Genomic DNA, 19,168 nt, shown 5'->3' with positions numbered 1-19,168 from the left:
AGATCAGTGATCAAATCTTTGCCCTATTAGTTAACTGATTCAGTCCCCTGGGGCGAACCGGTCCAGGGCGGTGAGGACCAGGTTCCGCGTGCTGCTTCCGCCGGCGCCGTGGCCCTCCTGTTCGACCAGGTGGAGCTCGGCGTCCGGCCAGGCCTGAGCCATCCGCCAGGCGGTGTCCGGCGGGCTGCTGATGTCGAGCCGGCCGTGAATCAGCACACCCGGAATCCCGGCCAGCTTGCCCGCTTCACGGACCAGCACATCCTCGTCCAGCCATGCTGCGTGGCCCCAGTAGTGGGTGACGAGCCGCGCCATCCGCAACCGGAAGACGGGATCGTCGTACCGGGAGTCGGGCCGCCAGTCCGGATGCGTCCGCACGTGCGTGTCCTCCCAGTCGCACCAGTCCCGCGCTGCCGTGTCCCGGACCGCGGGATCCGGATCGTGCAGCAGCCGGCTGTAAGCGAGCGCCAGGTTCCCGTCCCGCTGGTCCTCCGGTACGCCGTCGCGGAAGCGCACCCACTCCTCGGGGAAGATCCGGCCCATGTCCCGGGTGATCCACTCGACCTCACGCCGGGTCGTATTCGTGACGCTGAACAGGACGATCTCCGAGACCGACTCCGGGTGCAGTTCGGCGTACGCGAGACCGAGCGTCGCGCCCCAGGACGCACCGAGCAGCAGCCACTTCTCGATCCCGAGCCGGCGGCGGAGTTGCTCGAGGTCCGCGATCAGGTGCGCGGTGGTGTTGGTGCTGAGGTCCACGTCCGGCTCGGCGGCGTCCGGCGTACTGCGGCCGCAGTTGCGCTGGTCCATCAGGACCACCTTGTACTTGGCGGGATCGAAGTACCGTCGCCACCACGAACCGGCGCCGGAACCCGGGCCGCCGTGGATCACGACCGCCGGCTTGCCGTCGGGGTTGCCGCAGACCTCCCAGTAGACGCGATGTCCGTCGCCGGCATCGAGCATTCCGTGGTCGTAGGGCTCGGTCTCTGGACACATGCCGGGATTACAGCACCCCGGTGTAGGTCAGGGCGAAAGTGCCACAGGGGAAGAGGAACAGCGACGCCAGCACGATGATCCCCTTGAAGGACTGCGTCGGTCCGATCAACTTGCGGTACGCCGCGATCAGCACCGGGACCATCACGACCTCCAGCGCCAGCATGCTTCTCGGGATGATCGTGTCCGTCGCGGCCAGGATCACCGAGAGTGCGGCGGCCGCGATCCAGGCGCCATACCCGATCAGGTACGTCGTACGCCCGCCGAAACGGACCGCGATCGTGTCGTACCCGGCGGCGCGGTCGGCCTCCAGATCGGCGAGGGTGGTCGGGAGGTAGAGGCCTACCGCGGCGAGGGTGCCCTGCAGGCCCATCAGCCATGGGAAGTCGCTCAGGTCCGGGTTGATCGCGGCCCAGCCGGCCAGCGGTCCGAACGCGCCGAGGGCTAGGGCGTTCACCGCGACATCGAAGCCGGCGCGGGTCTTCAGTCGTACGGGCGGGACGCTGTACGCATATCCGAGCAGCACGGTGAGGAGCACGCCGAGGGCGAACACGATGCCGACGTGCAGGCTCAGCCCGACGGCCGCTACCGCTGCCGCGAAGGCCAGGCGTTTCGCGGCGCGCAGGGTGATGCGGCCGTCGAGGAGCGGCGACTTCGCCTTGCGGGGGTTGAGGCGGTCACTCGGCAGGTCGTACGCGTCGTTGACCGCGAGCACGGCCAGCCAGACGAGCGGCCCCATCACCACCGCGCCGACGATCAGCCGCGGCCACTCCTCGAGGGGCGGGATCAGCTCACGCGTCGCGAGCATGATGCCGGTGTAGTACGGCACGATCGAAACAACCCAGAACGCCGGCCGCCCCACCGCCAGCACATCCCGAACCCGCGGTCCCGCAGCCCTCAGCCCCACCACCGTGGTCACACCACCACTGTCCTCCCGTGGAGCTCACCCAGTCCTCCATCCCGAGAGTGAACCCCCTCACTCCCACGGCTGACTGTGGTCTTCCCCACGCGCCCGCCCTGCTTGTGCGTGCTGCCGCCCGCCTGCCACCAGTGGAGTGGGGAGGTTTCTACCCCCGACAAGGGCCAATAACCTCCCCACTCGACCGTGAACGGGTGAGGTGACCGGAGTCGCGGGATGGGAGAGCACGCGAAGCCGGGACTGCGGCAAAGCCAGTCATCGCCCGAATGATCGGTCGTTCGTCCAGGGTGGGTCAGCTGGTCACGTGGGCGACTGAACCCTTCTCCAGGGCGACCCAGATTGAGCCGTCTGTGTCGACGGCCAGGCCGTGAGGCTCGGAGCCTTCGCCTAGGTCGTACTGGGTGACGACGTTGCCGTGGGCATCCAAGCGGGTGAGGGTGGATGCGCCCCACAGGGTGATCCAGCAGCCGCCGTCCTCGGTCGCGACGACCGCGTGTGGCTTGGATCCGTCCAGCAGCGGGAACTCCTCGAGCTTTCCGTCCGGCGTGATCCGGCCGGCCTGGTCTGCGAGGATCTCTACGAACCAGATCCCGTGAGGTCCGGCGCTGATCCCGACCGGTCCGGCGGCTTCGGTCGGCAGGGGATAGGTGGTGATCTCGCCGCTCGTGCTCATCCGGCCGATCGCGTTGCCCTGGTTGAGCGTGAACCACAGCTCGCCCTCGGTCGCGGTGATCATCGCCGGAAACGCCCCGGTCGTCCCGATCGGGAACGTCGACACCTCACCATCGACAGTCACGCGCCCGATCTGATCCGTGCTCATCAGCGTGCACCACAGCGACCCGTCCGGTCCCACGCACAGCCCGTACGGCGCTCCGGTGATCGCGATCGCCGACGCGGTTCCGTCGTACCCGATCCGCCCGAGGTGATCGTCGCCGTTGCGGGTGAACCAGACAGCGTCATCCGGCCCGGGCACGATCACACTCGGCCGAGACCCAGGCGCATCCAGATCAAACTTCTGGTCGACGGCGCTGGACACCTTCGCGACCAGGCCGGTGTGGACGAGGGTTGTCCACACCGCGTCGCCGGCGACCGTAACGCCGTACGGGCCGTCGACCGTGAACTCAGTAATGGGCATCGCAGGTCTCCTCTCAACTCTCGCGGGTTCTTGAGCGAACGGGCGGGTCAGAAGATCACGACTGCCTCCACTAATGCGATGAATGTTGCGTTAAGATGATGCCATGACAGACGTCGTACCCGCAAGCAGGCCCGGTGGCCGCACCGCGCGGGTGCGCGCTGAGGTACTCGCCGCGGTCGAGGCCGAGCTGGCCGAACATGGGTACGACGGCCTCACGATCGACGCAGTCGCCGCCCGCTCCGGCGTCCACCGCACCACGGTCTACCGCCGCTGGAAGTCCGTCGCCGGTCTGCTCGTCGACCTGCTCCAGGCCGGAATCGACGACACCTGGGAACCACCGAACACCGGCGAACTCGAGGGCGACCTGATCAAGCTCAACCGCGAGGTCCACGCCGCCCTCACCGCGAACCCGTCGATCACCCAGGCCGTCATCGCCGCCTCCTTTCGTACGCCGGAAGCCGCCGAGGCCCTCACCGAGTTCTGGTCCGACCGCTACACCCGCAGCGAGGTCGTCGTACTCCGAGCCGTCGATCGCGGCGAGGTACCACCGGGAACCGACGCCCACCAGGTGGTGATGACCGCCACCGCTCCGCTCTATCACCAGCTCGTCCTGCTTCGGCGACCGATGCCTCGTGCAACCGCTGACCGCTACGCGAGAGCGGCCGCCGCAGGGGCGCGAGCGGGACTAGGGTCGTCTCACACCTGAGTTGAGGAGACTGTTTTGACTGGACGTCTGGTGAATGAGGTCGTACTGGTGACCGGGGCCGCGCGGGGGATCGGGCGGGCGGTTGCGGTGAAGGCCGCCGCGGAGGGGGCGGCGGTCGCGCTGGTCGACGTACTCGCGGATCAGTTGACCGCGACGACCGCGGAGATCGCCGAGTCCGGGGGCAAGGTGGCGGCCGCGGTCGGCGACATCACCGACGAGGTGTCGGTCCGGCAGGCGGTGGCGAAGCTGACCGACGACCTCGGCAAGCCGGTCACCGTGCTGGTCAACAACGCCGGCAAGAACGCGTACGCCGATGCGACCAAGATGTCCGTGGCCGAGTGGGACAGCGTGTTCAACGTGGACCTGAAGGGCGCCTGGCTGATGGCGCGCCAGGTGCTGCCGCCGATGATCGAGAACCGGCACGGCGCGATCGTCAACATCGCGTCGATCCACTCCAGCCTGACCACCGCCGGGATGTTCCCGTACGCCGCGGCCAAGTCCGGCCTGGTCGGGATGACCCGGTCGCTGGCCCTCGACGTGGCGCCGCACAACGTCCGCGTCAACGCGGTCAGCCCCGGTTACATCGGCACCGACCTGCTCGAAGAGTTCTTCGACACCATCCCTGGCGAACGCGAGAAGGCCCTCGGCGTCCACCCGCTCGGCCGGATCGGCACCCCCGAGAACGTCGCCGAGGTCGTCTGCTTCCTCGCCTCCGAAGCCGCCGCCTTCGTCACCGGCGCCAACTGGGCCGTAGACGGCGGCCTCGGCGTCCGCTACGCCTAGCCAGCGCGCGCACAGCCCTAGCGCGGCGGACTCATCCCGGCGGGCCTGGTTTGTAGGCGCAGGCTGAGGTGAGGTCGCCTGGGTCGGTGGAGGGGGTGGTGGTTGGTTTGGTTGTTGTTCGGTGGGTTGGGGCGGTGGTGGGCGTGGTGCGGCGAGGTGTGGGGGTGGGGTTGAGGGCCTGCTGGATCAGGGTGCGCATGCCGGCGTAGTTGGGGTTGCGGCCGTTCGGGTAGTTCTTCTTCTTGTCGAGGTCGATGTTGGTGATCTTGGCGGTCTTGACCCGCTGGCCGAGGGTGACGAAGTCGCCGAGCAGGTTCTGCGGGATGTCGGTCTTGATCAGCTGCTCGCCGGCCTTGGCGATGGCCTGGTAGTTCGCGAGGACGTTCTGCGGGGTGGCGCGCTCCACGATCGCCTTGACCGTGCACCGCTGGCGGGCCTGCCGGGCGAGGTCCGCGGTCGGCACGTTGTACCGTCCGCGGGCGAACCACAGGGCGTCGGTGCCGTTCAGTTCCCGGTTCGGACCGGGCTGGAGGTACCGGCTCGCCGGGATCTTCTTGTCGTCGTTGCCGCCGACCGGGACCGGGTAGTTGATGTTCACCGTGATCCCGCCGAGCGCCTCCACCAGTTGCGCGAACCCGGCCAGGTTGATCTGCACGTAGTAGTGCAGCTTCAGCCCGAGCGCCTCGCCCACCGACAGCTTCAGTACGTCGGCGCCCTCGTTGTCCGACGGCCCGAGGATGCCGTGATGTTGCGCCGGGATCATCCGGTACATCGCATCCAGGTAGAAGTTCGGCTGCTCGACCGGACCGTTCGGATCCCAGAATCCGGTCGGGTAGATCTTGTGCAGCGGCGAGTCCTCCGGGAACGGCATCCGCATCCAGTTCCGGGTCAGCGAGATCAGTGCGGTGTCGCCGGTCTTCGTGTCGATGCTCGCGACCATCACCGAGTCGGTCCGGGTTCCTTGGCGGTCCTCGCCGTCGTCCGCGCCGAGCAGTAGCACGTTCAGGCGCGGCAACTGTTGCCAGACGTCCTTCTTCGGGTTGATCGTGGGCCGCGTCTGGCTCTTCGCCTTCTTCCCGGAGAACACGTTCTGGACCAGGCTCCGCTGTGCCATCAGCGTCTGCGCGCCGGTCGCCGTACTAGCGGCCATCGCGAAGCACACCACCCCGATCACCAGCGACCCGAACATCCGCGAGCCCGGCCCGGAGGTGAGCGGCCGCAACATCTTGTACGACGTGACGAGCACGACGACCCACACGAGCGCGACCACGCCGAGTCCGACGACCATCCACAGCAGCAATCCGGGATCGAGGGCCCAGGTGATCACGTCGTCCCGGCGTCGCAGACCGACGTACGCCGCTGCGCCGTACAAGGCGATGCTGCACGTCGTCACCATGGTCCCGAGCCAGGCCCGGCGGGCGATCAGGTACGCCGTACCCGGCAGGAGTGCACAGACGACCGCGAGCGCCAGCGCGCCGACGGAGGTCCCCCGCCGAGGCCTGGCCCGACGGGCTCGACCGGGCGCGGCACGACGGGCTCTGCTGCTCGGGGACATGCGCTCCCTCATCGATCGACGACAGAAGAAGTGGACGCGTCCCCGGTGCGCGTCCACCTCCTTCGATTCACTGACGCGGCAAAAAGTTGGCATGATTTCGGCTGTGACCGACATTCAGGTACGCCGGGCCAAGCCGGACGACGCGGAAGCGCTGGTCAACCTTCGAGGTCTGATGGTCGCCGCGATGGGCACCGACGTCGGCGGACCGGATGCTCCGTGGCGCTCGGCCGCCCTCGAGTGGTTCGCCGGGCAACTCGCGTCACCGGACACGTTCGCGGCGTACGTGGTGGACGACCCGGCGGCCGGTGTGGTCGCGGGCGCGGCGGGCAACGTGTACGTCCACCCGCCGGGCCCGAACGACCTGACCACGGTCCGCGGCCACGTGTACAACGTCAGCACCGAGCCGGCTTTCCGGCGCCGCGGTCTGGCTCGCGCGTGCATGGTCGCGCTGATGGACTGGTTCCGGGACGAGACCGCCGTCGGCGTGGTCGAGCTGCATGCGACCGACGACGGCATCGACCTCTACCGCGCGCTCGGCTTCACCGAGTCGCGCTACCCGACGCTGCGCTTCCGCCGGAGCTGACCCACCACGACGCCGCGCGGCGAACGGCCGGTCGGTGAGCGACAACCCCTTGACCAAGCCCGAGGTGTCATTGCCTTCAGCAAACCTGGTCTGCACGCGTGGGCGGAGAAGGGTTTGTGGGCACAGAGGCAAGTAGTCAGTGAGGACGCGCCCGCCTGGGCGCGGTGTGAGGAGCTCACCAGATGCGCCGCTGGACTGTAGTCAGGACGATCGGGTCGGCGATCGCGGTCGTGGTCGTGATCGGGGCGCTGTACCAGCTGCCCGCCAGCCCGTTCGCCCGCCACGGCTACCCGGATCGCCGCTCCGCGGAAACCGGCTCCCCCGAGGCGACGACAGGTGCTCCCCGGCAGTCGCCCCCCGGCCCGGTGGAACGGTCGTCCTCCGCGCCGCCGGTGAAGCCGCAACCGGTGATCACCTATCCAGTGGCAGGGACGCGCTCGTACGCCGTTCTGCCCGGCAACCCGGCCGTGATCGGGCGCGCCGGGCGGCTGATGACGTTCCAGATCGCGATCGAGGGCGGGATCACCGGGATCGACCGGACCGGGTTCGCTCAGTTCGTGCGAGCGACGTACGGCGCGCCGCAGGGGTGGGCGTCGCACGGGCTGTGGAGGTTCCGGCAGGTCGGGCCGCGACAGGACCCGGACTTCAGATTGATGCTGGTCACGCCCGAGACGCGTGACACGATCTGCGGTGCGGCGCCGGATCGCTACACCAGTTGCCGGATCGGCGATCGCGTCGTGCTCAACGTCGCCCGGTGGGCGCACGGCGTACCGAAGTACGGTGCGCCGCTCACGACGTACCGGCAGTACATGATCAACCACGAGACCGGGCACCGGCTCGGCCGCGGGCACGAGCTGTGCCCGGGGCCTGGCCGACCGGCGCCGGTCATGCAGCAACAGACGCTCGGTCTGCACGGTTGCACGCCGTACGCGTGGCCGTATCTCGACGGCGTCCGCTACACCGGGCGCTTGGGTCAGTACGACGACCCGGTTCCTCAGTCCTGAATGATCGAGAGGACGTTGCCGGCCGGGTCCTTGAACCATGCGATCAGCGGGCCTTCATCGCCGCCGCGAACGATGCCGAGCTCGTCGTGCTGGTCGCTGTACCGCTCGAAGGTGACGCCCCGCGCGATCAGCTCCCGCGCGGTCGCCTCGATGTCCGTGACCGGGAAGTTGAGGACCGTGTACTCCGCCGGCACGTGATTCTCCTTCGGATAAACCAGCACCGGGTTGCCCCCGGCGATGTTCAGCCGCAGCATCCCGTTGGCCTCACCAACATCCAGCCCAAGCGTCTGGCTGTAGAACGCCTTGGCCGCCGGGATGTCATCCACCGAAAACCCACTGAACGCCTTCGTGTCCTTGAACATCTGATGTCCTCCTCGCTTGCCTGACATCAGTTACGTCGACACCGCCGACGCGATTTCGACACTAGTTGTGCAGCGCGGCCTGCGGAATCGCCTGGTTGACGGCGGCGGCTACCGTGGCGGACTCGAGGCCGTCGGCGACGGTGTTGAGGAGGCGGACCAGAAGGGCGGCGTCGGTCGGGCCGAGGATGCCGGTGACGACGTCCAGGACGCGGACCGTCAGCCCGTCGAGCTGGGACAGCCGGGCCTGACCCATCCCGGTGACCGTGAGCCGCGGCGTGGTCCGGACCATGCCGAGGGCTTCCAGGTCCGCGATCGCGAGCTCGGCCTCACCTGACGTGATGCCGACCTGGTCGGCCACCTCGTCCGGGGTGGTCCGGCCGTTGGAGATCGCGTTCAGCACCAGTGCGGCCGGCATCTTCATCCCGACCGCGTCCTGCAGACCGAGGATCAGTGGGTGAGCGTGGCCGCGGACGCGTTCGACCGCGTCCAGCAGCCGGAGCGCATCACCGACGTTCCCGATCAGCTGCTCGGTCTGCACGGCCTCGAGTCCGGACGGACCGCGCCGGTCAGGGGATTGAACGACTCCGCCGATCACCCGCTCGGGCACCGCCAGGGCCTTCGCCTCGACCACGGACCGAGGCTTGATTCCAGCGTCTTCGATGGTCACGCCTCCAGCGTACGGAGTGGTTCTGACAGCTCGGCGTGTCGTTCCTGAGGAAACCCTGTGAATCTGAAGACATCGATCATTCAGGGCATGTCTGACGATGCCCTACCCTCGCGAACATGCAGCTGAGCGGGAAACGAGCACTGGTGATCGGCGGCGGTGGCGGCGGGATCGGCCGGGCGGTGACCGAGGCCTTCGGCAACGAAGGGGCGGCGGTCGTGGTCGCGGACCTCGACCCGACCCGGGCCGAGGAGGCCGCCGAATCCGTGCGTCAGCAGGGCGGTACGGCGTACGCGGTGTCCGGCGACGTCCGTGTCGCGGCCGACGTCGAGGCGATGGTGGCCGGCGCGGTCGAGAAACTGGGCGGCCTCGACGTCCTGGTCACGGTGGTCGGCGGGCAGGTCGCGTTCGTTCCCGCGGTCAAGCTGCACGAGATGGCCGACGAGGACTGGGACACCATCTACGAGGTCAACCTCCGCTACGTGGCGCGGGCGGTGCGCGCGGTGCTCCGAGTCTTCCTGGAGCAGGGTGGCGGCGGCACGATCGTCAGCGTCGGCTCGGTCACCGGTTTCATGGCTGCGCCGAAACAAGCGGCGTACGGCGTGATGAAGGCCGGCCTGCTCAGCCTGGCGCGGACCGTGTCCGCCGAGTACGCCCGTGACGGCATCCGGATGAACGTCGCCGCGGCCGGCGCGATCGCGACCGCGGTGGCGAACGCGGCCGTAGCTGCCGACGTGGTCGAGGAGATCCCGGTCGGTCGCTTCGGCCGGTCCGAGGAGGTCGCCGGTGCGGTCGTCTACCTCGCCTCGGACGCCTCCGGCTACATCACCGGCCAACAGGTCGTCCTGGACGGCGGCGTCTCCGTCCGCGGCCCGTTCGACGAGTAATCACGACAGTCGAAGACCTGCTCGAACAATTGGGGTCTGCCCGGTTCCGGAAAAGTTTGCCCGGAGGCGGACAAATCGCGATCGGGGCGTGACTTAGCGTCTCGGTCCTCCGTTGGATCTGACGTGACGGTGAACACCCGGCGCACCGACACCGCGCTCGCTCCGCGTCCCAGGCCGACCATTTCGAAAGACAGCCAGGAGGACCTGTGACAACCGCCACCGCCACCCAGACGTCCGAGCGCCGACGCGTCCGAGTCTGGTTCGGTGAGCACGTGATCGCCGACTACAACGCCGAGCCGGCGTTGGCCGAACGGTACGCACACGCCATGAGCCGTCGGTTCGCCGGACTTCGGGTCACCAACGACCCGATGCCCGCCGTCGACCGGCTCCCCGACCCCCTGCCCGGCGAGCGCATGTGGGACGTAGCACCCCGCTGAGCAGAAGCCCCCGGTCCCTTTTCGCGTTCCGTTCCTCACCAGACAACCCACCCGGAACACGGCACCGGTCGAGAACCTCACCTCGATCACCTAAAGGCACCGGTCTAGTGCGAGGAGCACCGGCGGCAAGGCGAGTGTTGGGCAGTCTCCCCCTCGCTTGCCGCCATTTCTCTCCTGTCAATGCGCCTGACAAAACTGAAGACATCTCACCGTCCGCACCGGATCCCCAAGTCCGGTGCGGACGTTCTTTTACAGGTTCGCGTAGTACTCCGGCTTCATCTGGATGAGCTGGACGTAGTTGCCGTCCGGGTCGATCAGCGTGGCGAACCAGCCGACGCCGCGGTCCTCCGGGTGCACCAGCCACTCGACGTCCAGCGTGCGCAGGTGGGCGGCGGTCGCCTCGATGTCCTCGACGGCGAAGTTCACAATGCAGCGGCCGGGCTCGACGGTCTTGGTGGTGACGTCGTCGCGCTGCTCGATGACCAGGCCGAACCCGCCGAGATTGAGGTTCCCGTACCCGTCGACCTCAGCGCGGAAGCCGTCGCGGTACCACGCCTTCAACCGCTCCGGGTCGGTACTGCCGAGCAACATGCTGTTCAGAACGGGTCGAGCCACGATCTCTCCTCAGTCCACCGAGCTGCCGATCAGCTCACACACCCGGTACGTCGGAGCCCGCTCAGCCCTCTCGACATCCGGCGACGAACTCCTCCACGATCGGGCCGAGCACCTCGGGGTCGACGTCGTGCGGCTGACCGTCCATCGTCAGCCGCCGCCCGCGCGGCAGGAGGTCCGCCACGACCTGCGCGGTGTTGCGCCGCCACTCCCGGCTCTCCCCGCCGTCGATCACCAGCGCCGGCACGGTGATCGCGCTCGCCCAGTGATCCGGAATGCTGAAGTCGCCCATCAGCAGGACGTCGTACGCGAGCGTCGGCGCCAGCGCCTCCAGTTCCTTCCACAGCGGAGCCGTTCGCATCGGCGCGACCACCTCGGCCGGCATCTCCACGGCCGTGACCAGGAACAGTTCGGTCGCATCGCCGTACCTGTCCTGCCCGACCAGCTCCTGCAGCCGGCCCGCAAGGTCCAGCGGCACGGATCGCGTGTCGTCGATGATGAACGGCGGCTCGATCAGCAGCAGCCCGCGGATCGGTACACCCCGCGCGGCCGCCTCCGCCGCGAACACCGCACCCGTCGAAACCCCCAGCGCGTACGCCGTACCGCCCACCAGCTCGACCACCGCCGCGAGATCCTCCAACTCACGTTCGACTGCCCACGGCTGCACGTCACCGCTGTCACCACGCCCACGCCGGTCGTACGTCGCCACCGTGAACGCACCCGCCAGCCGCTTCGCCAGCGGGATGAACGTACGCCGGTCGTTCAACGCCCCACCGACGAGCACGATCGCCGGCCCGCTGTCGCCGTACACCTCGACGACGATCGGCGTACCGTCGGCCGACAGCACGGTCTCCACCCGCGGCCTCATTGCCGTCGGCAACGACCGCTGGGACGTGGCCGTGCCGTACAGACCGCCTAGGTAGGCGAACAGCTCGCTGTGCCCGTAGAGCCGCGGCTCGGTGTGCTGCGCCAGGCCATGGAAGTAGCGCTCGTACCGCCACCGCACGATCTCGACCTCGCCCGCCTCCTCCAGCCGCTGCAGGCAGAACGCGCGGACTGTTTCGAGCAGCCGATACCGCGATCCCGAGGTCCCGTCGACGCGGACCACGAGGGATCGGTCGACCAACCTGCTCAGGAGTTCCGCGACGTCGGCCACCGGTACGTCGTCACCCGTGCAGACAGCCTCGGCCGCGGCGAGCGTGCACCCGCCGGGATGTGGAGCGAGCCGGCGCAGCACCGCCTGCTCGCGATCGCCGAGGAGATCCCAGCTCCACTCGACCATTGCTGACAAGGTCTGCTGGCGATCCGGCAGACCGCGCTGCCGGTACCGATCGTCAAACCGGTCGGCCAGGTCGCGAACATCCATTGCACCCACCCGGCTCGCGACCAGCTCCAACGCGAGCGGCAGCCCATCCAGCCGCTCGCACAGAGCCACCACCGCGGCGGTGTTGTCGCCAGTGAGCCGGAAGCGTGGATCGGCGGCCGACGCGCGAGCGACGAAGAGCTGCACTGCCGTGCTGTCGGCCGGGTCGCTCCCGGCGACCGGAAGGTCAAGCGGCGGCACCGGGTAGCGGCGTTCGGCCGCGACGGAGAGCGGCTCCCGGCTGGTAGCGAGGATCCGCACACCGGGCAGCTCACGCAGCAGCCGGTTCACCACCTGCGCGGCGGCCTCGATCACGTGCTCACAGTTGTCGAGCACCACCAGCAGGTCAGCGCCAAGCTCAACAGTGCCGTCGACCACGTCCAACACTGCGCCGGCGACGGGCTCGATCGTGGCGTCGACCAGGTTCGACACCGCATCCGCGTCGGCGCCCGGATCAAGAGTCGCCAAGTCTACCAACCAAGCCGTGCCTACGCGGCGACCAGCGGCGACGGCGAGGCTCGTCTTGCCCACACCTCCTGGGCCGGTCAGTGTCACGAGCCGCGCCGTCTCGAGCTGCGCCACCACCTCGTCCACCGCGGTGTCCCGGCCGATCAGCTCGGTCAGCGCGGCCGGCAGGTTGGTCCTACGCGGCGCCGACGCCGCTGGTTCCGACGTCAGGATCGTCTGATGTAACGCAACCAGGTCGGCACCCGGATCCAGCCCGAGCTCCTCGCGCAGCCGATTGCGCAGTTCTGTATAGCTCTCCAACGCCTCCGCCTGCCGACCGGCCTGATGCAACGCCTTCATCTGTACGGCGCGCAACCGCTGACGCAACGGGTTGCGGGCAACGAGCTCGGCCAGCTCCGCGACCAGTTCCTCGTGCTCACCCAGGACGAACCGGGCTTCGGCGTACGCCTCCTGCACCGCCAATCGCTCCTCGTCGAGCCGATCGATCGCCGCGCGGGCGAACGCATCCCCCGCGACATCGCCGTACGCCGGACCGCGCCACACCGTCAGCGCGTCAGCCAGAGTCGCCGCACGCATTCGGGCATTGCCGGTCTGCCGAGCCCGAGCGGCCAGCGCCCGGAAACGCCCCGAGTCGACCGCCTCGGGCGCCACCGAGATCAGATAACCGGCCGGGCTCGTCTGGACCAGCTCACGGGCACCCGGCTCGGCGTCGTCGAGCGCGCGACGCAGCTGGGACACGCGAGTCTGCAAGGTCGCGGTCGGATTGACCGGGAGCTCATCCCCCCACAAGTCGTCGATCAGCGTGGCCGCGGCCACCGGACGCCCGGCGTGCAACAGCAGATCGGCCAGCACCGCCCGTACCTTCCGATCCGGAAGCCGCACGGCCTGACCGTCATCGGTCCACGCGGTAACAGGTCCCAGTACGCCGAAACGCATGCGGGCAGCCTAAGTCCAAAGAGTTTCCAAAGGGGCTGATCGCAGGCTGGCCGGCATGACAACCACTACGCAGCAATCGGCACCGTCACTCCTGCTCGCAGGCGCTCTCGCCGGCCCGCTGTACGTCGGCATCGGGACCGTCGAGGCGATCGTCCGCGACGGGTACGACATCCGCCGGCACTCCCTCAGCCTGCTCGCGAACGGCACCGGCGGCTGGATCCACTCCACGATGATGGTCGTCACCGGCCTGCTCACCGTCGTCGGCGCGCTCGCCCTCCGCCGCGCCGGACTCCAGTCGCGCTGGGCCGTCGGAGGCATCGCCGTGTACGGCGCCGGCGTGGCAGCCGCGGGACTGATGCGCGCCGATCCGGCCGATGGCTTCCCGATCGGTACGCCGCTCGGACTCCCGGAGACCGTCTCGTGGCACAGCTTCGGTCACGTCATCGCCGGGTTCATCGGCTTCATCGGCCTGATCGTCGCCTGCTTCGTCCTCGCCCGCAGGTTCGGTCGCGACAGCGATCGCGCCTGGTCCCGCTTCTCCCTGATCACCGGCATCGTCTACGTCCTCAGCCTGGTCGGTCTGGGCGCCGGTGCCGGCACGACGGCCGGAAACCTGGGCTTCACGGTCGCCGTGATCCTGGGCTGGGCCTGGTTGACTCTGTTGATGATCCGCACCCGCACGGAGGAGATCCGATGAAGTTCACCGCCGAGCTCGAGTCCAGCGGCAAGAACACGGCCGGCTTCGTGGTTCCGGCCGACGTCGTCGAGGCCCTCGGCGGCGGCGCGCATCCCAAGGTCAGCGTCACCGTCAACGGGTACACGTTCCGTACCTCGATCGCCCGGATGGGCGGCCGGTTCATGCTCGGCTTCAGCGCAGAACGCCGTACCGAGGCCGGTGTCACCCCGGGCGAGGTGCTCGACGTCGAGGTGGAGCTCGACACGGCTCCGCGCGAGCTCGACGTACCCGAGGAACTGACCGCGGCGCTGGCCGCGGACGCGAAGGCCAGGGGGTTCTGGGACACGTTGAGCTACAGCAAGCAGCAGTGGCACGTCTTGCAGGTGACGACGGCGAAGACCGACGCGACCCGGGACCGGCGGATCGAGAAGTCGATCGGGATGTTGCGCGAGGGCAAGGCGCGCTGATGCGGTTCATCGCCGTACTCCGGACCGCCGAGGCGCACGGCTTCCCGCCACCGGAGCTGGCGGAGGGAATCGCCGCTCTGGGAGCGGAGGCAGCACGCCGCGGGATCCTCATCGACACGGCCGGATTGTTGCCTGTTGCAACGGCTGTCCGCGTCGGAGTCTCCGCCGGCGAACTGACGGTCACCGACGGCCCGTTCGACGACCCCGCGCCGCTCGGGGCCTACGCGGTGTACGACGTGGCAACCCGCGACGAGGTCGTCGACTGGACCAAGCGTTTCATGGACCTGCACCGCCGCACCTGGCCCGGCTGGGAAGGCGAATCCGAGATCCGCCAGGTCTTCGGCCCGGAGTTCTGAGACTCTACGGTTGCGGTATGGGGTGGCCGGACGGGGTGATGACGGGACCGCTCCGGCCTGAGCACACGCCGGCGGCGGTCGAGGTGGCGAACGCGATCGCCACCGCCGACGACAGCGGCGCGTACGTCGTCCTCGACGACCTCGTCGAGTCCCTCAACGGGGCGGAGTCCTTGGGCGTCTGGCTGGACGGCCGGCTCGCGGGGTACGGCCTCGTCTTTCCGCCGGACATCGTGGACGGGCAGCCGATCGTCACGGTCAAGGGCGGGATCGACCGGCCTTCCGGCGTCGCGGGCTCGGTGGTCCGCTCCTTGATTGGCAGCTGCGGACAGCGGGGGAGCACGCGGAGCTGGTCGACGTCGGGGTCGAGGCAGGCAACGCGGGTGGCCTCGCCTTGGTCGCATCCCGCGGGTTCCGGCCGGTCCGCTACTACCGCGTCATGCAGCGCTGGTACGACGATCGACTGGTACAGGTGCCGTCACCGCCGAACGGTTTCGCGATGATCGCTTTCGAGCCGTCGTACGACGAGCGGCTGCGGCTCGCGTACAACGAGATCTTCGCCGGCCAGTGGGGAGTCCTGCCCCATGACGAGGACCATTGGCGGACCTGGTTCACCGGTCACCGCGCCTTCCGGCCGGACCTGTCGAGGGTCGTGCTCGACGGGGATCGGATCGCGGCGTTCGCGCTGGGCTATGAGTTCACGGTCGACACCGAGCACACCGGCGTACGCGAACTCTGGATCGGCCAGGTCGGCGCCCGCCCGGAGTACCGGGGCCGCGGGCTGGCCCGGGCGGCCATGAGCGGCGTACTGCGGGCTGGTCAGGAGGCCGGGTTCGAGCGGTCCTCGCTCGGCGTCGACGCGGACAATCCCACGAGTGCCTCTCGGCTGTACGACTCGCTCGGCTTCGTGATCGTGTCGAGCCAGATCCAGCACCGGCTCTCCCTCGTACGGCGGAGTGCCGAGGGGTGATGTCCGTCGCGGGAGCGAGGCCCGCGGCCGGTCGGTGAGTCAGACTGAGGGCGTGGGTGGACTCGAGCGGCTCGGCATCCCGGGCCCACGGACCGTGGACCGGGTGATCGATGTCGCCGTGGTGATCGCGGTCGCGATCGCGTCCTCGGTGCCGTTCCTCGAACGCGCTCCGGGTGAGATCACGGTGCTAGGCCTGCTCCTCAACCTCGGGACCGTGATCCCGCTGCTGTGGCGGCGGCGCTGGCCGTTCGGCGTGATGGTGGTCGTCGGTACGGCCGCGACACTGGTCTCGCTGCATCACCGGCCGGGGCAGTACCTCCAGTACGGCGGTCTGGTCGCGATCTACTCGCTCGCGAGCCTCGGCCGGAAGCGGTGGCAGCGGATCGGGCTGCTCGTCCTCATCCTGGTCACGTTTCCGCCGGCGTCCTTGCTGCTGAAGCACAACGATCTGGCCGAGTTCATGTTCACCTTCCTGCTCCCGGTCGCCGCCTTCCTCGCCGGATCGCTCGAGCGCAGCCACCGCGAGCGCGCTTCGGCGCTGCGTGAGCGGGCGAACCAGCTCGAACGCGAACGGGTCGCCGAGGCCGCCCGCGCCGCAGCCGAGGAGCGCGCCCGGGTGGCCCGCGACATGCACGACATCCTCGCCCACGCGGTCAGCCTGATGGTCGTCCAGGCCGAGGCCGGTCCGGTGGTCGTCCGCACCGACCCGGACCGGGCCGAGCGAGCCTTCGACGCGATCGCCGACGCGGGCCGGGACGCGATGGTGCAGCTCAGGCGGCTGCTCGGCGTACTCAAGGCGGGTGAGGACCGGGCACCGCAGCCCACGCTGGCGTCGCTGCCCGAGTTGGTGCGCGACGTGACCTTCGAGGAGACCGGCGTACGTCGTCCCGTGCCGCCGGACACCGAGGTCGCGGTCTACCGGATCGTCCAGGAGGCGTTGACGAACACTGTGAAACACGCCCGCGCGACGCAGGTCGCCGTACGCCTGACGTGGTCGACGGACGAGGTGGAGCTGTCGATCACCGACGACGGCATCGGGGGCGAGGCGGCGCCGGGTGGGCACGGGCTGGTCGGGATCCGGGAACGGGCCGCGGCTTGTGGAGGTACGGCGGAAGCCGGGCCGCTGAGCGGTGGCGGGTTCGAAGTAAGGGCCAGATTGCCTTGTCTAGAAGGGGTTTCATGATCCGGGTGGTACTGGCGGACGACCAGGAGCTGGTCCGCAGCGGGTTCGCGATGATCCTCGAGGCGCAACCCGATATCGAGGTCGTCGGCGAGGCGGCCGACGGCGCCGAGGCGGTCTCGTTGGTGCGCTCGCTGGCCCCGGACGTCGCTCTCCTCGACGTCCGGATGCCCCGTGTCGACGGGCTGGCCGCGGCCCGCACGATCTGCGCGAGCACGCCTGCAAAGGTGGTCATGCTCACCACCTTCGACTCCGACGACTACGTGTACGACGCTCTGTACGCCGGGGCTAGCGGGTTCCTCCTCAAGGACGTCCGGCGGGACGACCTGGTCCACGCGGTCCGGGTCGTCGTGGCCGGTGAGTCGTTGCTCGCACCCAGTGTCACGCGGCGCCTGATCGCCGACCTCACGCGCAACCGGCCGCGCACCACTCCGGCCGCGGCCCTCGACGTCTTGACCGGCCGCGAGCGCGAGACTCTCGTCCTGCTCGCGCGCGGTCTGTCGAACGCGGAGATCGCGACGGCCCTCACGGTCAGCGAACACACGGTCAAGACCCATGTCAGCAACACGCTGACCAAGCTCAACCTGCGTGACCGCGTGCAGGCCGTGATCGCGGCGTACGAGACCGGCCTCGTCACTCCCACGAACCAGTAGGTGCCGCAAGCTCCCTCTCGTCGGCGATGTGCCGCCGCGCGCAGTCGCCGAGGCTGGAGGTATGAAGAAACTCGGCCTCACCGCCGGCGGCCTATTCGTTGCCTACGGCATCATCCGCCTGATCGACGGCGCGAACGGCGACCGCGGCCCCGGACTGGCTTGGACCAGTGGTCACCTCCTGTTCCTGGTCGGCCTCCTGCTGTTCGGCGCCGTCCTGTTGCTAGCCCGGCGCACTCTCACCCGTCGCCGCCCACTCGCCACCGCGGCCCTGGTCGTCGGCCTCATCGGCGTTGCGGCCTTCGTCCGCGTCATCCTGACCGACCTGATCGTCGGCTTCCGCGCCGAGGACCACGCCGACATGTCGCGCGTCAGGCTCGAGTACGACGGATGGCCGGGCCACCTGGCCATCTACGAGCCGCTCCAGACGCTGGGCCCGATCCTGTTCCTGGCCGGCTTGCTGACCCTCGCTGTACTCCTGACCATCGAACACCACCTGACGATCTGGTCGCCGGTTCTCCTCCTGGCCGGCTTCATCGTGATCAGCGCACAGCTGGATCTGATGCCGCTAGGTGGAGCGATGCTCGGCGCGGCGTTCGCGATCAGCAGTACGACCGGCACCCGCGATCGACGCCGTACGAGCGCCGCGTCCTCGCGGTCAACGTAACGGGTGAGAGCTGGCCGCCGTCGTGCCAACTGTTGAGGAACGCCTGCGGCGGCACGACACCACGCCGAATCCACCACTTACCCGCGGTCGTCGGCCAGCTGATCGCAAAATGCAGATGCGGCGGGGTGACGCGAGCACTCCCGGTCTTCCCCGTCAGCCCAAGCGTCTGCCCGGCACGCACGGCTACCCCAGGCCGGATCCCCGCCGCGATCGCCGACAAGTGCGACCCGTAGTACCGCACCCCATCAACCCCCACGACCGACACCGACAACCCACCCCGATCGGCCCCCACGTTCGTCTTCGGATCCCACCGATCCACCCGCGTCACCTCGTCAACCCGCCCGTCCACCGGCGCCACAAACCGGCACCCGGCCTTCGCGAAGATGTCCGACGCCGGGTAGTCGTGATGCTCCTGCGAAGCATCCGCCCGGCACCCCGCGATCGGGAACATGTACCGCGGCGGAACCTGGATCGTCGGGGTCGGTGTCGGCCTCGCGGGCGGTGGCGGGCTCGGGGGTGGTGTCGGGCTCGGGGTCGGGCGCCGGGTCAGCGAAGCACTTGGCGTCGGAGACGGACTCGCGGGAGCCGGACCTGCCTGGTCGCCCTCGGTGGTCGCGCAACCGGTGACCGCGGCGAGTGCCACAGCCACCAGCCAGACCATCCGGGCCGAACGCATCGCCACAGCGTACGCCGAGCCGCTCCTGCGAACGGGTCGCACAAGGGCTGAATGGTTCATCGGGACAACACCTGGTGGTCATCAGAACGGGCGATGATCCCGGCGGATTTCCGCCGGCCAGGAGG

The 19,168-nt window shown here is 69.0% G+C and carries 23 protein-coding genes; 14 read left to right on the top strand and 9 right to left on the bottom strand.

Features of this window, described 5'->3' with window-relative positions; translation table 11 throughout:
• Positions 1–39 precede the first annotated feature (39 nt).
• The 3 genes from pip to ACZ3HV_RS25365 all read right to left on the bottom strand — a co-directional run bounded on the left by pip (position 40) and on the right by ACZ3HV_RS25365 (position 3,044).
• The gene (gene pip / locus ACZ3HV_RS25375) at positions 40–993 is read right to left on the bottom strand and encodes a prolyl aminopeptidase (protein WP_465687451.1); all 954 of its coding nucleotides are present in this window, start codon (positions 991–993) and stop codon (positions 40–42) included.
• A 7-nt stretch (positions 994–1,000) separates the two neighbouring features.
• Complete coding sequence (locus tag ACZ3HV_RS25370) at positions 1,001–1,909, bottom strand: UbiA prenyltransferase family protein (protein WP_465687450.1); 909 nt, start codon at positions 1,907–1,909, stop codon at positions 1,001–1,003.
• Positions 1,910–2,201: 292 nt separating this feature from the next.
• Positions 2,202–3,044: a Vgb family protein gene (locus ACZ3HV_RS25365; protein ID WP_465687449.1), complete on the bottom strand. Its 843-nt coding sequence runs from the start codon at positions 3,042–3,044 to the stop codon at positions 2,202–2,204.
• Between the two features lie 103 nt (positions 3,045–3,147).
• Between ACZ3HV_RS25365 and ACZ3HV_RS25360 the strand changes: the two genes are divergently transcribed.
• Both ACZ3HV_RS25360 and ACZ3HV_RS25355 read left to right on the top strand, forming a co-directional pair.
• Positions 3,148–3,750 carry a TetR/AcrR family transcriptional regulator gene (locus ACZ3HV_RS25360; RefSeq protein WP_465687448.1) on the top strand — a complete coding sequence of 201 codons (603 nt, stop codon included), beginning with the start codon at positions 3,148–3,150 and terminating at the stop codon, positions 3,748–3,750.
• Positions 3,751–3,765: 15 nt separating this feature from the next.
• Positions 3,766–4,533 carry an SDR family NAD(P)-dependent oxidoreductase gene (locus ACZ3HV_RS25355; RefSeq protein WP_360361050.1) on the top strand — a complete coding sequence of 256 codons (768 nt, stop codon included), beginning with the start codon at positions 3,766–3,768 and terminating at the stop codon, positions 4,531–4,533.
• 31 nt (positions 4,534–4,564) lie between these two features.
• Here the strand turns inward: ACZ3HV_RS25355 and ACZ3HV_RS25350 are convergent, their stop codons facing one another.
• Positions 4,565–6,100 carry an LCP family protein gene (locus tag ACZ3HV_RS25350; RefSeq protein ID WP_465687447.1) on the bottom strand — a complete coding sequence of 512 codons (1,536 nt, stop codon included), beginning with the start codon at positions 6,098–6,100 and terminating at the stop codon, positions 4,565–4,567.
• Positions 6,101–6,191: 91 nt separating this feature from the next.
• On the opposite strand from ACZ3HV_RS25350, the gene ACZ3HV_RS25345 reads away from it, so the two are divergent.
• Positions 6,192–6,671 (top strand): GNAT family N-acetyltransferase, encoded by a 480-nt coding sequence (locus ACZ3HV_RS25345; RefSeq protein ID WP_465687446.1) that lies wholly within the window; start codon positions 6,192–6,194, stop codon positions 6,669–6,671.
• A gap of 182 nt (positions 6,672–6,853) precedes the next feature.
• Positions 6,854–7,675 carry a DUF3152 domain-containing protein gene (locus ACZ3HV_RS25340; RefSeq protein WP_465687445.1) on the top strand — a complete coding sequence of 274 codons (822 nt, stop codon included), beginning with the start codon at positions 6,854–6,856 and terminating at the stop codon, positions 7,673–7,675.
• On the opposite strand, the gene ACZ3HV_RS25335 is transcribed toward ACZ3HV_RS25340, so the two are convergent.
• Positions 7,666–8,037 (bottom strand): VOC family protein, encoded by a 372-nt coding sequence (locus tag ACZ3HV_RS25335; protein WP_465687444.1) that lies wholly within the window; start codon positions 8,035–8,037, stop codon positions 7,666–7,668. The genes ACZ3HV_RS25340 and ACZ3HV_RS25335 overlap by 10 nt on opposite strands.
• A 61-nt stretch (positions 8,038–8,098) precedes the next feature.
• Positions 8,099–8,704, bottom strand: a complete 606-nt coding sequence (locus ACZ3HV_RS25330; protein WP_465687443.1) for a MarR family transcriptional regulator — start codon at positions 8,702–8,704, stop codon at positions 8,099–8,101.
• 116 nt (positions 8,705–8,820) lie between these two features.
• Between ACZ3HV_RS25330 and ACZ3HV_RS25325 the strand changes: the two genes are divergently transcribed.
• Together ACZ3HV_RS25325 and ACZ3HV_RS25320 are read left to right on the top strand one after the other, a co-directional pair.
• A complete protein-coding gene (locus tag ACZ3HV_RS25325) occupies positions 8,821–9,588 on the top strand; it encodes an SDR family NAD(P)-dependent oxidoreductase (RefSeq protein WP_465687442.1) in 768 nt (255 codons plus the stop codon).
• A 206-nt stretch (positions 9,589–9,794) separates the two neighbouring features.
• Positions 9,795–10,025: a hypothetical protein gene (locus tag ACZ3HV_RS25320; RefSeq protein ID WP_012924486.1), complete on the top strand. Its 231-nt coding sequence runs from the start codon at positions 9,795–9,797 to the stop codon at positions 10,023–10,025.
• 249 nt (positions 10,026–10,274) lie between these two features.
• On the opposite strand, the gene ACZ3HV_RS25315 is transcribed toward ACZ3HV_RS25320, so the two are convergent.
• Complete coding sequence (locus ACZ3HV_RS25315) at positions 10,275–10,640, bottom strand: VOC family protein (RefSeq protein ID WP_465687441.1); 366 nt, start codon at positions 10,638–10,640, stop codon at positions 10,275–10,277.
• Positions 10,641–10,701: 61 nt separating this feature from the next.
• Positions 10,702–13,404, bottom strand: coding sequence for a BTAD domain-containing putative transcriptional regulator (locus ACZ3HV_RS25310; protein WP_465687440.1), 2,703 nt, complete (start codon positions 13,402–13,404; stop codon positions 10,702–10,704).
• Between the two features lie 55 nt (positions 13,405–13,459).
• On the opposite strand from ACZ3HV_RS25310, the gene ACZ3HV_RS25305 reads away from it, so the two are divergent.
• From ACZ3HV_RS25305 to ACZ3HV_RS25270, 8 genes are all read left to right on the top strand, one after another.
• On the top strand, positions 13,460–14,101 hold the full coding sequence (locus tag ACZ3HV_RS25305) for a DUF998 domain-containing protein (RefSeq protein ID WP_465687439.1): 642 nt from the start codon (positions 13,460–13,462) through the stop codon (positions 14,099–14,101).
• Positions 14,098–14,547: a YdeI/OmpD-associated family protein gene (locus ACZ3HV_RS25300; RefSeq protein ID WP_465687438.1), complete on the top strand. Its 450-nt coding sequence runs from the start codon at positions 14,098–14,100 to the stop codon at positions 14,545–14,547. Before ACZ3HV_RS25305 ends, ACZ3HV_RS25300 begins: the two co-directional genes overlap by 4 nt.
• Positions 14,547–14,903: a YciI family protein gene (locus tag ACZ3HV_RS25295; RefSeq protein WP_465687437.1), complete on the top strand. Its 357-nt coding sequence runs from the start codon at positions 14,547–14,549 to the stop codon at positions 14,901–14,903. Before ACZ3HV_RS25300 ends, ACZ3HV_RS25295 begins: the two co-directional genes overlap by 1 nt.
• Before the next feature lie 17 nt (positions 14,904–14,920).
• Positions 14,921–15,403: a hypothetical protein gene (locus ACZ3HV_RS25290; protein ID WP_465687436.1), complete on the top strand. Its 483-nt coding sequence runs from the start codon at positions 14,921–14,923 to the stop codon at positions 15,401–15,403.
• Positions 15,400–15,870 carry a GNAT family N-acetyltransferase gene (locus ACZ3HV_RS25285; RefSeq protein WP_465687435.1) on the top strand — a complete coding sequence of 157 codons (471 nt, stop codon included), beginning with the start codon at positions 15,400–15,402 and terminating at the stop codon, positions 15,868–15,870. The genes ACZ3HV_RS25290 and ACZ3HV_RS25285 overlap by 4 nt, the downstream gene beginning before the upstream one ends.
• Before the next feature lie 52 nt (positions 15,871–15,922).
• Positions 15,923–17,053 (top strand): sensor histidine kinase, encoded by a 1,131-nt coding sequence (locus ACZ3HV_RS25280; RefSeq protein ID WP_465687434.1) that lies wholly within the window; start codon positions 15,923–15,925, stop codon positions 17,051–17,053.
• Positions 17,050–17,703, top strand: coding sequence for a response regulator transcription factor (locus ACZ3HV_RS25275; RefSeq protein WP_360361091.1), 654 nt, complete (start codon positions 17,050–17,052; stop codon positions 17,701–17,703). The genes ACZ3HV_RS25280 and ACZ3HV_RS25275 overlap by 4 nt, the downstream gene beginning before the upstream one ends.
• Before the next feature lie 61 nt (positions 17,704–17,764).
• On the top strand, positions 17,765–18,367 hold the full coding sequence (locus ACZ3HV_RS25270; protein WP_465687433.1) for a hypothetical protein: 603 nt from the start codon (positions 17,765–17,767) through the stop codon (positions 18,365–18,367).
• Here ACZ3HV_RS25270 and ACZ3HV_RS25265 read toward each other — a convergent pair.
• A complete protein-coding gene (locus ACZ3HV_RS25265) occupies positions 18,303–19,043 on the bottom strand; it encodes a M23 family metallopeptidase (protein ID WP_465687432.1) in 741 nt (246 codons plus the stop codon). The genes ACZ3HV_RS25270 and ACZ3HV_RS25265 overlap by 65 nt on opposite strands.
• Positions 19,044–19,168: the final 125 nt, after the last annotated feature.

The sequence above is a fragment of the Kribbella sp. NPDC020701 genome (genome assembly GCF_055562215.1).
The sequence above is the reverse complement of the archived record's forward strand: the minus strand, read 5'-3'. Positions and strand labels throughout refer to the sequence as shown.